Below are 16,638 nucleotides of genomic sequence, written 5' to 3'. Positions count from 1 at the left end.
TGCAGATCGTTGTGCGTCCAGACGCAAGGCAACGGCGCCGGATGTTTCAGACGCTGTGCCACCAGCTGACGAACTTGTTGTGTATCACGGCGACTTTCCTGCCACTGCAAAGCATTATGCAGAGTGCCTGTATCGTAGCTGGTGTCATATCGCTGCATCAGCTGTATCCACTCGTGGACGATGGCGGGCTCTAGCCAGCAGGCGTAACGGCTCATAGCGTCCCAAAGCGGTGTCGGGATTTGAAACGTGCCGAAAGAAGCCAGCGTTGCACTATCAAGGCGTACGGCCTGCTCTCGGATACGAATCCCCTGATACTGCCCTTCAAAGACAGGCCGTTGACTACCGGGCCAGGTAATAAAATGCGCGGGCATTTTGAGAATGGTCTGGCAAGCATCACGCAGCGCGCGCATCACACTGGCGGCGCATTGAGGATCAAGGAAAGCCGATCCTATCCGCAGATCATGGGGTGATAGTTGCCGAAGGCGATAGAAATCATCCTTGGCAAAGCCATAGCCTTTTTGGCCAGGTGATTGGCGCAGGTCACGCTCGATTAACAGGGGCCGGTATAGCTTGATCCAGAAAAGCCCTACGGCGCCCAGTGGCACCGTGACCCATTCATCCGTACGCGATATTACGATTCCTGGCGCGCTATCTGCCAGGCGTGTCAGCGTGCGCAAAAGCCCCAACTTGTAAGATGAGGCCTTGTCATCGTTCACGATAATATGGCGTAGGGACGGCAGAGCACCGGTGCCATCATCAGGGAGCCGGAATACACGTAAATGCCAGGTCACGCCTTCTCGACCCAGCTGATCACCATTGTGACTCGCTTGAACCGGTAACAGTGCAAGGTTTTGTGCCCAGCGATCCAGCACGCCCATATCGACCGGATGGAACTGGCGGGCATCGTTATTTGGGCCTTCACGAACGGTCATCACCAGATGCCCACCTGGTGCTAGTAAGGAACTCAACACACGCAAGGCACGTTGCTGATTCTCACCAGGCAAATGCATCCAGACGGCGGATACCAGAATCAGCTGAAAGCGTTGCGATAGCTGACGCACCGAGTTCAGGGCAGGCAAGCTATCTTCCAACCAGCTGACGTCCAATCTGGCTGTCGTGGTTTGCCCCAAGACGCGGAGCTTATCAGCCGGTTCAACAGCGACCACCTGCCACCCCCGCTGAGCCAATGCCTTGGCATCACGCCCGCTGCCTGCTCCAATATCCAAGACTAACCCGGGCTGCTCCGGCAGATGATGCAGCCACTCGCCATGAACCTGCTCAAACTCCAGCGATTGATACTGATCAAACAGGCGCTGAGCATGCTCATCATAGAAATGGGTAGAATTAGGCGTCGCCATGTCCGATCCCTGGTTTGCCGTTGTAAGCCAATGCACTGACCATAGCATTTTCTGTTGAGCAACCGAATGCATCAGGTCAAAGAATGGCCGCTATCGGCCGAGGCTGTGTGAAAACACAAAACGCGGAAGGCGATGACAATATTCAGCCGCATCGGCACGTCTATCGACCAGCAGTAAGCTTCATAACGCCTTCAGTTATTATTTCCGCATCTCAAGCTGTTCGAAATAATGCCCAAGAAATACCCGCTAAAGAGCGTTATCGGCTTCTATAGGCGTGGTCGTCCAGGCTGTGGCACCCTATGCTCGCATCGCCTGGATCAACCCCTGTGGACCGAGGATATTCATGATGCGCTTCATATTGTAAGCAAGCACATGGAGGCTCATTTCCGTGCTGACGTTCTTAAGTCCCTTCGTCAGGAAGTGTGTCGCCCCCATCCAAGCTTTCAATGTGTGCCAAAGGGGTGCTCGACCGTCTGACGACGGATGCGCATCATGTTCGACGTCCGGTCCAGTCGAGATTTTACCGCCTCCAGTACATCCTCGTGTTCCCAGCGTTTGATACGCCTATAGGTGCCCGTGGTGCATTGCGACTTCATTGAGCAATTCGGACAAGCCGAACTCCAATAACAATGAAGCGTCTGGCCCTTTTCAACGTTCTTGAAGCGCCAAATTAAGCGCTCTCTTGCGGGGCAGCGGTATTCATTACTTTTAGGCACGTAGCGGAATGCTTCTCTAGGAAACATACCTTTAGCCTGGTTCGGCGAAGTCTTAGGCTTGGGTAAATACGTCGTAATGTTGGCCTCGTGACACGCAAGAATTTCACTCCCTGTAAAATAACCACGATCAGCTACGACGTGAAGGTTACTGACGCCGCTAGCATCGCGTGCTTGTTTGGCCATCCGATAAAGTTGACGCCGATCACTGCCAACATTAGTAACCTCATGGGCAACAATCAGGTGATGCTGGGTATCGACAGCTGTCTGCACGTTATAGCCAACGATTCCAGTGCCTCGTGCTGTCATGGAGCGAGCGTCAGAGTCTGTCAAAGAGACCTGTTGCTCTGGGGTCTCGGTTCTTTGAATTTCGATAGATTGCAGTTGTTGAACCTCTTCTGTGAGAGAAGCAATTTTCTTCTTCAAATCTGTTGCCTGGTCTTCTGTGACAGCGGCGAAGCCTTGATCCATCGCGTCAATCTGGCGTAAATAACGCTCAATGCTTTTGTCAATTTCTTCTAACCGCCGCTTCATCTTGGATGAGGTGAAGTTACGGTCTCTATTGTTGACTGCCTTGAATTTGCTGCCATCAATGGCCACTACCGAATGAGTAAAGAGCTCCAAGCGCCGACATATTACGATGAAGTCCCGGCAAGTAGCTTGAATTGCTTTGCCATTGTTTTTACGGAAATCTGCGATTGTTTTGAAATCTGGTGCCAGGCGCTCTGTTAGCCACATAAGCTCAACATTACGCTGCGCCTCACGTTCCAGACGGCGGCTAGACTGAATGCGATTGAGATAGCCGTAGAGATAGATTTTTAAAAGAACAGCAGGATGGTAGGAAGGCCGACCTGTCGCATGAGGGTCAACGCCATTAAAGCCCAGCTGTTTGAGGTCAAGGGCACCAACAAAAGCCTCAATGGCCCGCACTGGATTATCCTCAGAGACGAAATCATCCAGAAGCTCAGGAAATAAAGTTGCTTGAGATCGGGACTCACCAGCGATGAACCGTTTCATCGATATCTCCCACAATCTGACATGGGTAAAATATAGCAGGACCTACGTTTTCACACAGCCTCGGCCAAGAGCGGCCTTTTAGCTTGGCCTGATATAACGCCAACAGCACGCGCGGGTAAGGAATGGAGGCAGATCCGTGACGCAGTAGCCGTCGCCGTGACTGTGATTGTTAAATAGCTACAAGCTCGGTATTCAGTGAATGCTTCGACACAAAATTCGATCTAGTTCTACGCATCCTCCAATTCAACCTTCCGCAACCTCTTTGGCAGTAAAAATCGAGCAAAAAATGCCTCCAAAAAATGCATCTCCATAATTATCTGAAGACGTCTTAAGCCGTCTCTGATTTTTCCTACAAGTTCACCAGCTTCACTTAGGTGAACGTTATAGTCTCCCTTTGATCCGGTAGGTTCAGGGAAATACGACTTATTGAACGACCACTGAAGGGCGTCCGAATTATCATCACCAGTCGACGTAGGCTCCCAGTAGGGAACCTGAATATATTCTCGTAGTTGATTATAGTTTCGTATGATCTGCTCAACTTCCTTAAGATAGTGCGCTTTTAAAGGACCGGAAAACCGAACCAAGTCTGTTCCATCCTTCCATTCACTTTTAAGCCGGTCCAGAGGATAAAAATTGGATGTAAGTACGGCCCTTGCCTGATAAACATCAAAGTCCATAGCCTTCATATGCTCTTCAGGAACAATCTCAAGAATCTTTTCAGCTCTCTTTCTGTCTCGCTCAAATTTAGATTCTAAAACTGGTCGAAGCAAAGCTATTAGCCCTGCGATAGAACCTAATAGAAAAAAATAGTCCTTTATGTCAGATATACTCATTAACTCTCCGTAATATTTAATAGTGATTGGACTTTACGTTCTGATATTGGATGAACGCCGTTGCGCGTTTAACAGTATTATCAGACGCGCCACATTTCTTACAACCCATTGATTTTAAATGTAATACAATATATTCTTGTCACCTATCCAAAATTCGCACACGCGCGTGTTTTGCCAGAACCAATAACACTGTATAAAAAAATGATGACGAATTCGGCGCGGTGTCGCTGCCAGAAACGCAAAAACCCGGCCAGGTTAAGCTTGGCTGACTGGGGGTGTTTGGTTGGTTGTCGCGTCCAGCGTCATGGTGATTTCCTTCACTATTTTGCATCTAAATGATACTAGCAGTTAATTTATCTTTACGCCATGTTACTAAATTGTCCAGGCACCCTCGCCTTCGTGTGGGTGCCTGCGTTGACTTGGCTACTTCCCCGCTACCTGCTTCACCTCAGCCAACAGATCCCCAAAGTTCCCATTATTCACCTTCACCCCGTCATCCAAGTCAAGAGTGATGTGTTGGCCGGCGCGGCTTGTCTTGATCAATTGCATTGTGTGAATAAGTGGGTGTCCTATATTCCGTTTACAGCCCCTCGGTTTGGTACAAGCTCGATTTTCATTGCTCGATAACGAGCTAGCGGATCGTTGCCATCCCAATCCGTTGGCATGCTCTTATTCAAACCTGCCGATTTGAGCACCTCATCCTCATCCTTCGTGATCAGCACAATCAGGTTAAGCTGCTGTAGCAAAACACGAATTGAATGCTCATCGACAGTATCTAAGGCCAACAAACGCCGCTGCAGATAAACGAATGGCACCGCATGATCATAAATCAGCTCCTCTCTCCCAAAGGATAGGCCCACTGCGGATCTTGAACGATATTGGGCAGCCGCAGCTTTCGATCCGGCTCTGCGTTCCCACAAAAAGTGGACGGGCTCTCGAAGTGCTTTTGAAAATGCTGAAGCAGGCATACCCATTGCGCTAACTCGCTGACAATAACGAACGGCCTCAGCTATCAATTGCAGTCGCTTGAACTCGCTCATGTCCTTAACTTTCAACGGATAGACTCCCAGCGTACAGATTTAAACAGCTCTCAGTACTTAACGCCTCACATTACCGACAGCAATAAGCAGAGCGACGAAGGAACAACGCTTATTGCTGTCGGTAATGTAATTATTATAACTTACTTTCCAGCGAGCCTTGCTGCTTCTTCTATCCACTTAGAAAGATCTTCTGAATTTGTATACTTATATGCTTTAAAGCCATTTTTCTCGATCTGACTCGGTATCGCACCTGGAGAACCTGTGTTGCCGTCTTTATCTTTCAAGTGATGAATTTGGACAGCTACGAGGCCATTTCCCCTAGCCAAAGATTGCTCTATTTCATAATCAATATATTTACGGTCTTTAGTACCATATGTAACAAAGACGACAGTCACTGAGGTGCGTTCGAGCGCCTCGTCGATCATTTTTTAATTTCTTTGTCACCCTTTTTCTTTGCCTCCTCCCACAAAGAGGCGTCTTGAAACCCGCTGCTGCAGTCCCGGTAACATTAGGGATGCTACGTATTTGATTGACCTTCCAAACATACTTGTAGTGAAAACTGAAAAATACACGACGCGCCATGATTTACTCCTTGCAGATTAATTCTAAAGTTTCGATTATCCTAGACAATAGCTGATCTGGATCATCAACCTCTTCACCTAGTTTTTGAAATGACTTTTTAATTCCTCTGTTGATTCAGGAAAATAACCTTCCCAGCTCGCTACAACCCTATCCCAAAGCTCTTTTGCCATCCAGCCGCTTGCGCCAATTGGCAAAACTGAAAGATTCATTTCCTCGGCGATATTAAACTCTTCTTCAACGCCATCAGCCAGAGTAGTTTTGCCGTCTAGATCTTTATTCCCCATAAAAAGATGGCGACCCCAGCGCGACCGATAAGATCTTTTCTATACTCGTACCACGTTTCTGCTCGCTCATCGGCGTCTTCAATATATTGAGGAAATGGTCTCAAAATAGCATAATCAGCGATTCGGAGGCCCGGTTTTTGATACACTTTTCTAATCACTCCAGTAATAAAGGCATTGCCAATACCTAAGCCGACACCTGAAGCAACCTTGAATCCCTTATCGACGAGAATCTCACCGAGAGAACACAGAAATCGCTCAACGCTTTCTCTATCCCAAGGAGCGAACTTGTGAGCGCTACCAGACAAGAAAACTGTATTCCTTCTGTACCGATGCTCTAGTATCTTGAACATATCAGTGATTTCTGAGTAGTCGTTTACCAATATTGTTTTAATATTAAATCTCTGTAGATCCTTTATTAACAGCCCTTGCCTAATGGATTCATGCTGAAAACTCTCATCACTTGGGCAATCCTTTCGCTCAACCACCTTGAATATGCAATAATGTTGTCTCTGGTGCTCTTTAAAACTTATTCTGATTCTACTTAGCACATAATCGAGATTCGGGTCAGAAAGGCCGAACCCTATAAAAAGAAATGTTTTAGAAACTAAATCGCCAGAAAGAGCGTTAACATAAGGGCCTTTATCAAGGAAGTATCGCTCGTAGTCATCTTTGGTGATTACCGCAGAATCGGCGTGATCTACATCGCCATGCATCTTATAGACTATCGCATCCCTTCCTTTTCGAGTCGTTGCCAGTTGATTAACTGTGTATTTTACATCAGGTAGCTTTCCTACTTTCTCAAGAGACTTCTCAATTAGCTTATCGTAATTGGTTGTCCAATAAGTTTCTATGGGCAACCTCGCTAAAATTTTGTGATTCTCGGTTGGAGCGGAGCTCTTGCCAAGTTGATCCAAAATTTCTTGGTTAAGCCGATGTCGTCCGTTATCATTAACGTGAAACTGAGCCAAGCTGATGAGATCGGTTTCGGCTTCTATATCAACCCCTAGTTCATCAGCCAGCGGCTTGAGTAAAGATTTCCAATTTACATAGCCTGCGGGAATTGATAGGCCAGCTCCGGCAAATATTCCAGCGTTGTGCTCAAGTAATTCGCCAAGAAACCTATCAAGAAATACCTGTTTCTCTCGTTTACTAGACATCATGTCTCCGATACTACGTTATAACGCTGATGGTAAGTGCCTATGCAATAATTATAGGGTATAAAGATGTAACTCAACGAGGAGATACATCATGTCCAAGCCGTTACGCTTCATCTCTTTGACACCAGACCAACAGCGCATTGTAAATAACGCTTATCAGTACGGTGAAAAGCGAGCCTTACGCCGTCGCGCTCATGCCATCTTATTGAGCCATAAAGGGCACACGATCAATCAAATTCGTGACATTCTCGGGGTCAAGCGCGATACGGTATCGACATGGCTATCCCAGTGGGAAGCAGACGGTATTGACGGTCTGCAAGACAAACCCCGCGACGGGCGGCCAAACCTTCTCAATGATGGCGAGATAGCGTTATTGCAGCAGCTTGTTGAAGATCATCCTCATCAGTTGCCGGTGCTGCATGCCAAGTTTCAAGAAAAAACCGGGAAAGTGGTCAGTCGAGATACCCTACGTCGTGCTCTAAAAAAAACGGTAACAGTTGTAAACGTGTTCGCTACTCGCTGAAGGCACGGCGTGACGAGACAGATTTCCGCAATACGCAAGGCCTGATCAACGCATTGAAAGAATGGGAAGACAGCGGCACCTGTGATCTTTACTTCTTTGATGAAACTGGATTTTCGCAGTCTTCATCACTGGGCGGATGCAGGCTCTGAGTGCAACACACTCATTGGATGGTTGATGGGCTTTCATGGTACTTGGCCATCAGCTCGCTCATCACTTCTATCGGACATTTAAAATCAAAGCGTTTTCGAGGCCGCATATTCAGCTCAAAGGCAATGGCATCCAGCTCTTCCTGGCTATGTACTGAAAGGTCTGTTCCTTTCGGTAAATATTGACGGATAAGGCCATTGATATTCTCGTTGGCTCCCCGTTGCCAGGGGCTATGGGGATCGCAAAAGTAAATCGCAACACCGGTTTCTTGAGTAATTTTTGCATGGTGTGTCATTTCACGCCCCTGATCATAGGTCATGCTTTTTCGAGCGGTGGTCGGCATTCGGTTCAGAGCAGCACTAAAGCCTGCTACAGCGGATGTGGCGGTGGCGTCGTCCATTTTTGCGAGGATCAGATAGCCACTGCTAAGTTCTACCAAGGTGCCTACCGCGGACGCGTTATTCTTACCTTTGATCAGGTCGCCTTCCCAGTGGCCGGGCATTTCACGCTTACTGACCTCGGGCGGACGTAAGTGAATGCTGACCATGTCAGGGATCTGACCACGTCGATCCACTTCGCCACGGCGAGGCTTACGCGTGGTTTTTCCTTGTCGCAAACAGTGAATCAGCTCCTTGCGCAGGTGGCCAACGGGCAGTGCATAAATAGCCGTATATATCGTCTCTCGGCAGACGTAGGCATCGCTTAGGTCAGGTAATTTCATGGCCTTGAGCTTGCCGCTAATCTGTTCGGGAGACAAGCGTCGCCGCAACATATAAACGATGAGGTCAAACCGCTCGGTGCCTGGCAAAAGCTTACGCGCAGGACGACAGACCACTCGACGCTTTTCTCGCTGACGTTGGGCGTGCCGGGCACAGTAACCGTTCTGGGCCATTTGGTTACGGCGTATTTCACGAGATATGGTTGAAGGAGCTCGCCCTAAGAGCTGGGCAATATGCCGAAGGCTCATCCCTTGGGCTTGACCCACTTGGATGTTGGCACGTTCTTCAATGCTGAGTTCGAGGTAAGACATGGGACAACACCTTAGCGAAATACTCAGGTGTTGCACTCAGTTTCTGCGGCCAAGCTGCCTTATGCATGGAGCCCAATAGGGCAACCCTGGGAAGTCACTGCTTACTCTCATAGCAAGAGATTGAATGTATTAGGTTTTTATCCAGAAAAGGGATGTTCTTTCATCATATGACAATGGACACGGTGAATAGTGAAACGGTTATAGAGGCGTTTGACCAATTTGCAGCACAGAAAGATCCTGATGCCTTCGCTGTTGTTGTGCTAGACAATGCCAAAATGCATCACTCCAAGGCATTTCGACGGAAAATCATTGATTGGATGACCCACCGTATTCACCTGATTTATCTGTCGCCATACTCGCCTGAGTTGAATCTGATCGAAATTCTTTGGCGTGAAATCAAATATCGCTGGTTACCACTGACGGCCTATAGCTCTTTCGATAGGCTCTGTCAGGCGGTGAAAGGCGTCTGTAACGGTTATGGCGTAGATAACACGATAACTTTTGCATAACTACTTAACCGGCGACGGAGAAAAGTGGAAGAAACCAAAAGCGCCATGCTTTTGGCGTCCGGTTGACCGCATGATTAAGTAGGTAGACCTGCCGCCAGTATCGCCCTGATAGTAGAAACTGGTTTTTGCCCATGAAAGAAAACTCTCATGAAGATCCCATCCATAAGAACCAGCTCCTTACTACCATCGCCGATAAAAATAGATTTCCCCTTATGTCGATAAGGCTTGGCTCCTGCCTGCTCCATTTTTGAGGTTTCTTTGTTTGTTCCTTGCCGAACGATTAGACCAGCCTCTTCACATTTTTCGATTAATTTTTCTACGCTAAGTGCCATACAAAGATGCTTACGGCCAAAAAGAAAGTCAAACTTGTTTTCTACCGGAATATGGCGTGAAAATACTGGTAACGCTAGTGGAGAGCGAATGCTATCCATCATTTGAGCTCGCGGGCTCTCAGCATCGCCACCACATTCATCAAACCATAGATTAAATGCTATGTGACTACCATGAAACATAGGAGTGTCCGCATAACACCCCACAAACAAGCAATCCTCAATAACATCCAAAGCCCACCCTTTTTCCTCAGAGCGGGCAAGTAACGCACTTAACTCTTCATTCCAGTCACTTATTGGGATGAATTCGTCTGGAATGTAAACCTTTTGACCACTATCTGGGTCAATACTTGTACCAGAAGACATCATTTCAGATACGTGTGCCATTCGCCCGCTTTGACGAATCATACGCTGCATTTGCTTTGCTGTATGGGGTCCCTCCTCAGACATAAAATAGTGAAGAGCTCTATCGCAACCGCTTTCATTATAAAATTTCAAGAACTGGGAGATCCTTTGATTAACCTTCCCTTCTTTTACTTCAATAATCGAGAGGCCACTCCGAGGATCTAACGATAAAATATCACCAACCTGAACGAACGACGTCAAATCAGACAAAAGGGGCATCGAATCCGGATTGCTTTCTACTATCGAGTTGGCGGCGCTAACGACTGAACTAAAATTGGATTGGCTAAGATCTGGTTGATTGTGACCTCGAAAAAGCCGGCGAGCATGGCATAACTGTTCACCGAGAAATTGCCAAGCAATTGTATCTGCAATGCTGCGGTAAAGTAGCTCCTCTGAAAAGGATAAGCCTGCAGTTGATTCAACACGTTGCACTATATGATTCTGGGCAGCGCGCATTCCTTCATGTGCTGACGAAAGGAAATTTTCTCGCAAAGCCTGATCAGTTTTGAATTCAGATCGCGACTTTATTTCCGGCCAATGCTTCTTGGAGCCACAGCAAACCTTTTCGTATAGATCGCGAGCAATCGGTTCCAGTTCTGAATCGAGAGTTGTAGGCCGCAACGATTCCGCTGGGTCATATGGCGGTCTTCTCTTTCGAGATTTTCTCTTGCCCATGAAAAATGCACCTACACTTAACAGTTGTATTATATAGCGTGCTCGATATTGCACTTGAACGCGCACGCGCGTTCAACAATGTTATACCGCACGCTCAATACCCTTCCATCCTATTGAAATCACTAGACATTAAGTATAAATCGGCAGTATAACGCCAATCATCGTGCATGCTGCATATCCCCAATGAACGTGTTCGCTGCCTTTTCCGGCATGTCAGCTTTGGGTCGATATCTGCCTTTCCACCATCGTGATTTCCTTTCATAAGCCATCCACCAGAAAGCGCTCAGCCTCTATGGTCACGGAAATAGTCATTTTTAGTGACCAAACCTAGCTCCTCACCTGCATTCTCAAGATATGTGCTTTCCTCGCTGAACACATTTTGCACTCGACGCTCCTGTTTAATGTAAGCCAGAGTACTGAAAAAGCAGGTCTCGCAGAGGTGTAGTTCATAACGTTCACCGTCATGCTGGGCGCCGTAACCCCAGTGGGCCTGAAGCGTAGCGAACTCACGACCACCGCCTGTGACCTCGGTGGAAGTAAGGCATACGTCACAGACAACATCTGTAACGGTATCTACCTCCCTTTTTTTCTATACGCTTCATCGTGACCTCTCCGACTTTCTGCGATGATTAACATTAGCCTAGCACAGGATGCTTAAGTCGGTTGAATATCGTAAGCTTGTGTAATGAATCACCACTCCGCCGCATAAGCAGGATGCTGCCATGGATAAGAAGGCTCTCAGCGAACGCGATATTTGCACCAAGTTTATTACCCCGGCCCTGGTGCAGGCGGGTTGGGATATCCAGACCCAGGTACATGAGGAAGTCACCTTTACCGCTGGGCGCATCATCGTGCGGGGGCGGATGCATACCCGGGGTAAAAAGCGCCGGGCGGATTACCTGCTGAGCTTCCAGAAAAACCAGCCTATTGCGGTGATTGAAGCCAAGGATAACAAGCACAGCCTGGGCGATGGAATGCAGCAGGCGCTGGCCTACAGCGATGCGCTGGATGTGCCTTTTGTGTTTTCCAGCAATGGCGACGGCTTTCTGTTCCACGACCGCAGCGGGCTGGGTGGGCAAACCGAAACCACTCTGACGCTGGCAGAGTTTCCGTCGCCTGCTGAACTCTGGGAGCGCTACTGCCAGTACAAAGGCATCCAGCCCGCCGCTCGCCCGGTGGTTGAACAGCCCTATTACGATGATGGCAGTGGCCGTACTCCGCGCTATTACCAGAGGGTGGCGATCAACCGCACCGTCGAGGCGGTGGCGCGGGGGCAGAACCGTATTCTGCTGGTAATGGCGACCGGCACCGGCAAGACCTTTACCGCCTTTCAGATCATCTGGCGGCTATGGAAGTCACGCCAGAAGAAACGCATCCTTTTTCTGGCCGACCGCAATATCCTGGTTGATCAGACCAAGAACAACGACTTCAAACCCTTTGGTCAGGCGATGACCAAGGTCACCAACCGCACGGTGGATGCCTCCTACGAAATCTATCTCTCGCTGTATCAGGCGGTGACCGGCAGCGAAGAAGAGCAGAACATCTACAAGCAGTTCTCGCCGGATTTTTTCGATCTGATTGTGATTGACGAGTGCCACCGGGGCAGTGCGGCGGAAGACTCCGCCTGGCGCAAGATTCTGGATTACTTCAGCGCAGCCACCCATATCGGCCTGACCGCCACGCCTAAAGAGACCAAGGAAGTCTCCAACATCGATTACTTTGGTGCGCCGCTTTACACCTACTCGCTCAAGCAGGGCATCGAGGATGGCTTTTTGGCCCCTTATAAAGTGGTGCGGGTGGATATCGACAAAGACCTGCAAGGCTGGCGGCCCAGCAAGGGCCAGCGGGATAAGCTTGGCCAGGAGATAGAAGACCGCATCTATAACCAGAAGGATTTCGATAAACAGCTGGTGCTGGAAAAACGCACTACTCTGGTGGCGGCCAAAATCACCGAGTTGCTGGAAAGCAGCGACCCTTACCAGAAAACCATCGTCTTCTGTGAGGATATCGACCACGCCGAGCGTATGCGTCAGGCGCTGGTCAACGCCAACCCTAAGCGCGTGGCCGAGAACCGTAAATACATCATGCGGATTACCGGTGACGAGCAGGAAGGCAAGGCCGAGCTGGATAACTTTATCGATCCGGAACAACGCTACCCGGTGATTGCCACCACCAGCAAGCTGATGACCACAGGTGTGGATGCCCAGACCTGCAAGCTGATTGTGCTCGACCAGCGCATCCAGTCGATGACCGAGTTCAAGCAGATTATCGGCCGGGGCACCCGCATCAACGACGACTACCACAAACACTGGTTCACCATTCTGGATTTCAAGAAAGCTACCGAGCTGTTCGCCGACCCGGATTTCGACGGCGAACCGGTGCAGGTCTATCAGCCCTATGCCGATGATGCCCCCATCGTGCCGGAAGACGAGCAAGACAGCACATTGGATGAAGAACAGCCAGACCCACAAGATACATCAGACACAACCGCAGAAGGCGTCGAAACAGACTGGGCCGATTACGACGTAGGCGACAACGCCACTTGGGAGTCTGACGATGCAGGCGGCCTGGGCACAACCGAAGGCCCCGAGCCACGACGCAAATATGTGGTGGATGACGTTGAGGTCAGTATTGTTGCCGAACGTGTTCAATACCTGGGGGCGGATGGCAAGCTGATCACCGAAAGTCTGCGTGACTACACCCGCAAGCAGGTGAAAGCACAGTACGCCTCCCTGGATGCGTTTCTGCGCCGCTGGCAGGATGCCGAGCGCAAGCAGGCTATTCTCGATGAACTGGCCGAGGAAGGCATCTTCTGGGATGCCCTGGTCGCCGAGCTTGGCCAGAAATGGGGGAAGAGCCCGACCCCTTCGATGTGATCTGCCATATCGCCTTCGACCGCCCACCGCTGACTCGCCGCGAGCGCGCCGAACAGGTCAGAAAGCGCGATATCTTCAACCGCTATGAAGGCCAGGCCCGGCAGGTGCTTGAATCTCTTGTGGATAAGTACGCCGATTCGGGCATCGCGCCGATAGAAGACCCCAAGGTGCTCACGCTCTCGCCCTTCAGCCAGCTGGGTGCGCCCATGGAGCTGATCAACGCCTTTGGCGGTAAGCCGGGCTACCAGCGCGCCCTGCATGAATTGGAAGACGCGCTTTACCAGCCCCCGCCTGATACCATTGTCTTTTTGCTGGCGGCCTGCCTGTGCAGGCCGCTATCAACATGTCGACAGATGACACACCAACGGAATACACCTCACCATGTCAATCAGCAGCACCATCAAATCGATTCAGGACATCATGCGTAAAGACGTGGGCGTTGACGGCGACGCCCAGCGAATCGGCCAGCTGGTCTGGCTGCTTTTCCTGAAGATCTTCGATGACCGGGAAACAGAGTGGGAGATGTTCAACGAAGACTACCGTTCGCCGATCCCCGAGCCGCTGCGCTGGCGTAACTGGGCCGCTGACCCAGAAGGCATGACCGGCGACGAGCTCAAGGATTTTATCGATAACACCCTTTTCCCCGGCCTGCAGCAGCTACAGCCACAGGGCAACGATATTCGCGGCGTGGTGATTCGCAATGTGTTCGAGGATGCCTATAACTATATGAAGTCCGGCCAGCTGATGCGCCAGGTGATCAACCGCCTGCAGAGCGGCGTCGACTTCAATAAGTCCGCCGAGCGCCACGAGCTGGGCGAGCTCTACGAACAGATCCTCAAAGACCTGCAAAGCGCGGGCAACGCTGGTGAGTTCTACACCCCGCGGGCGGTGACTGAATTTATGGTCAACCGGGTCAACCCCCAGTTGGAAGAAAGCGTGATGGACCCGGCCTGCGGCACCGGTGGGTTTTTAACTTGCACCATTGAGCACAAGCGCCACCATTACGTGAAAACGCCGCAGGACGAACAGACCCTGCAGAACAGCATCCACGGGGTCGAGAAAAAGCCGCTGCCGCACCTGCTGGCCACCACCAATATGATTCTGCACGGCATTGAAGTGCCCAACCAGATCCGCCACGACAACACCCTGGCCCGCCCGCTACGCGATTGGGGGCCGAAAGAACGGGTAGATGTGATTGTGGCCAACCCGCCGTTTGGTGGTATGGAAGAAGATGGCATTGAAACCAACTTCCCCAGCGCCTTCCGCACCCGGGAAACCGCTGACCTGTTCATGACGCTGTTTATCCAGCTGCTGAAAAACACCGGCCGCGCTGCCGTGGTACTGCCGGATGGCTTTCTGTTTGGCGAAGGCATGAAAACCCGCCTCAAGGAAAAGCTGCTGGAGGAGTGCAACCTGCATACCATCGTGCGCCTGCCCAACGGCGTGTTTAACCCCTACACCGGCATCAAGACCAACCTGCTGTTCTTCACCAAGGGCCAGCCGACCGAGAACATCTGGTATTACGAACACCCCTACCCGGAAGGCTACAAGAACTACAGCAAGACCCGCCCGATGAAGTTTGCCGAGTTCCAGACGGAGATCGACTGGTGGGGCGATGAAGCCGATGGTTTTGCCAGCCGCGAGGAAACTCATCAGGCCTGGAAGGTCTCGATCGATGAGATCAAGGCGCGCAACTACAACCTGGATATCAAGAACCCCTGGCAAGGCGAAACCATCACCCACGACCCGGAGGAACTGCTGGCCCAGTACCAACAGCAGCAGGCGGAAATTCAGCAGCTACGCGACCAGCTGAAAACCATCCTAGGTGATGCGCTGACCCGTGATGCGGGAGAACAGGCATGAGCGCGCATCAACTGATCACCGAGCATCTGGATCTCTGGACGCAAGCCGTCACCCAGAAATCCACGGCGGGCCGGGGACGCACGTCTGGAAAGAACGGCAAGGTTGAGCTGGCCGGCATCAAAAAGCTACGGGGGCTGATTTTAGATTTAGCACTCAAGGGACGCCTTTCAGAACGCTTTATAGACGACCAGCCAGCTGAAAAACTTATCGAGCGGTTCTACCTGCATAAGGAAAAACTCGTCAAGGATGGAGAGCTAAGGCGACAAAAGAAGTTAACTGAGATTACCTACCAAGAACACGAATACGAAATTCCTGAAGCATGGCAGATTGAGAGGCTCGCTAGGTTAAGCTATCAAATTACCAAGGGCACCACACCAACTTCAATCGGCCTAAGCTTTGCAGAAAAGGGAGTTAACTTTGTTAAAGTTGAAAGCCTCCATGACGGGCGCATTAACCACGCTCATGTTCAATTTATAAGCGAAGACACGCATCAAGCACTTCAGAGGTCGCAGCTTGAGACAGGAGATATTCTGTTCTCCATTGCTGGAACTATTGGCAAAACAGCCATCGTCCAGGATAAAGACACGCCAGCCAACACCAATCAGGCTCTGGCAATAATCAAAGGAACATCACAAGTCTTCACCGAAAGGTTTCTTAAGCTTCAGCTAGACTCGTTTGTCTCTGCAAAAGCTAAGAACAAGGCTCGTGGCGGTGCAATGAACAACATTTCACTTGGAGATTTATCGAACCTCCTTGTTATAGTGCCGCCACTAGAAGAACAACACCGCATCGTTCAAAAAGTCGATGAGCTCATGGCCCTCTGCGACCGACTGGAACAGCAAGCCAGCGACCAGCTCGACGCCCACGAAACCCTTGTAGATACCCTGCTTGGCACCTTAACCCAATCCGCCAACGCCACCGAACTGGCCGACAACTGGGCACGCCTCGCCGAGCACTTCGATACGCTGTTCACCACCGAACAGAGCATCGACAAGCTCAAGCAGACCATTCTGCAACTGGCGGTGATGGGGCGGCTAGTGGAGCAGAATGAGGGGGATGAGTCCGGCAGTGCTTTAGTTTCGAAAATGCTACAGGTTAGAGGCCACTTGGCTAGCACTGAAGGCATGAGGACAAAAGCCAGTGAAAGTGTTTCTTCAAGCGAAAAGTACCTCAGTTTACCTGCCAACTGGGCATGGGCCAGGCTGGGTAACATGGCTAAATTCATCGATTACCGAGGAAAAACACCTACGAAAACTGGTAATGGAAAACGTCTGATTACCGCAAAGAATTGAAGTGG

Annotated in this window: 8 protein-coding genes and 5 pseudogenes; 5 read left to right on the top strand and 8 right to left on the bottom strand. The window is 50.2% G+C overall.

Annotated features, from left to right (window positions below; genetic code table 11):
- The 6 genes and pseudogenes from HLB35_RS15590 to HLB35_RS15565 form a co-directional block, all read right to left on the bottom strand.
- Positions 1-1,358 (bottom strand): class I SAM-dependent methyltransferase (locus HLB35_RS15590; protein WP_171703279.1); only part of this gene is annotated, 1,358 nt, incomplete at its 3' end.
- Between the two features lie 297 nt (positions 1,359-1,655).
- A pseudogene (locus tag HLB35_RS15585) lies at positions 1,656-3,088 on the bottom strand (IS1182 family transposase).
- 227 nt (positions 3,089-3,315) lie between these two features.
- Complete coding sequence (locus HLB35_RS15580; RefSeq protein ID WP_171703278.1) at positions 3,316-3,921, bottom strand: hypothetical protein; 606 nt, start codon at positions 3,919-3,921, stop codon at positions 3,316-3,318.
- 569 nt (positions 3,922-4,490) lie between these two features.
- On the bottom strand, positions 4,491-4,976 hold the full coding sequence (locus HLB35_RS15575; protein ID WP_171703277.1) for a hypothetical protein: 486 nt from the start codon (positions 4,974-4,976) through the stop codon (positions 4,491-4,493).
- Between the two features lie 125 nt (positions 4,977-5,101).
- Complete coding sequence (locus HLB35_RS16680) at positions 5,102-5,386, bottom strand: TIR domain-containing protein (RefSeq protein ID WP_216601600.1); 285 nt, start codon at positions 5,384-5,386, stop codon at positions 5,102-5,104.
- Positions 5,387-5,620: 234 nt separating this feature from the next.
- Positions 5,621-6,984, bottom strand: a pseudogene (locus tag HLB35_RS15565) (SIR2 family protein).
- Positions 6,985-7,075: 91 nt separating this feature from the next.
- On the opposite strand from HLB35_RS15565, the pseudogene HLB35_RS15560 reads away from it, so the two are divergent.
- Positions 7,076-7,638: pseudogene (locus HLB35_RS15560) on the top strand (IS630 family transposase); the annotation flags it as partial.
- A 29-nt stretch (positions 7,639-7,667) separates the two neighbouring features.
- Here the strand turns inward: HLB35_RS15560 and HLB35_RS15555 are convergent.
- Entirely contained in the window at positions 7,668-8,684 is a 1,017-nt protein-coding gene (locus HLB35_RS15555; RefSeq protein ID WP_171701662.1) for an IS30 family transposase, read from the bottom strand.
- 45 nt (positions 8,685-8,729) lie between these two features.
- Between HLB35_RS15555 and HLB35_RS15550 the strand changes: the two are divergent.
- Positions 8,730-9,193: pseudogene (locus tag HLB35_RS15550) on the top strand (IS630 family transposase); the annotation flags it as partial.
- 74 nt (positions 9,194-9,267) lie between these two features.
- Here the strand turns inward: HLB35_RS15550 and HLB35_RS15545 are convergent.
- The gene (locus tag HLB35_RS15545) at positions 9,268-10,602 is read right to left on the bottom strand and encodes a hypothetical protein (protein WP_171703275.1); all 1,335 of its coding nucleotides are present in this window, start codon (positions 10,600-10,602) and stop codon (positions 9,268-9,270) included.
- Between the two features lie 722 nt (positions 10,603-11,324).
- Between HLB35_RS15545 and hsdR the strand changes: the two are divergent.
- The 3 genes and pseudogenes from hsdR to HLB35_RS15530 form a co-directional block, all read left to right on the top strand.
- Positions 11,325-13,765 (top strand): annotated as a pseudogene (gene hsdR / locus HLB35_RS15540) (EcoAI/FtnUII family type I restriction enzme subunit R); the annotation flags it as partial.
- 94 nt (positions 13,766-13,859) lie between these two features.
- The gene (locus HLB35_RS15535) at positions 13,860-15,341 is read left to right on the top strand and encodes a type I restriction-modification system subunit M (protein ID WP_171703274.1); all 1,482 of its coding nucleotides are present in this window, start codon (positions 13,860-13,862) and stop codon (positions 15,339-15,341) included.
- A complete protein-coding gene (locus HLB35_RS15530; RefSeq protein WP_171703273.1) occupies positions 15,338-16,633 on the top strand; it encodes a restriction endonuclease subunit S in 1,296 nt (431 codons plus the stop codon). Before HLB35_RS15535 ends, HLB35_RS15530 begins: the two co-directional genes overlap by 4 nt.
- Positions 16,634-16,638: the final 5 nt, after the last annotated feature.

This window comes from Vreelandella azerica, from assembly GCF_013112225.1.
Taxonomy (GTDB): domain Bacteria; phylum Pseudomonadota; class Gammaproteobacteria; order Pseudomonadales; family Halomonadaceae; genus Vreelandella; species Vreelandella azerica.
The sequence above is the reverse complement of the archived record's forward strand: the minus strand, read 5'-3'. Positions and strand labels throughout refer to the sequence as shown.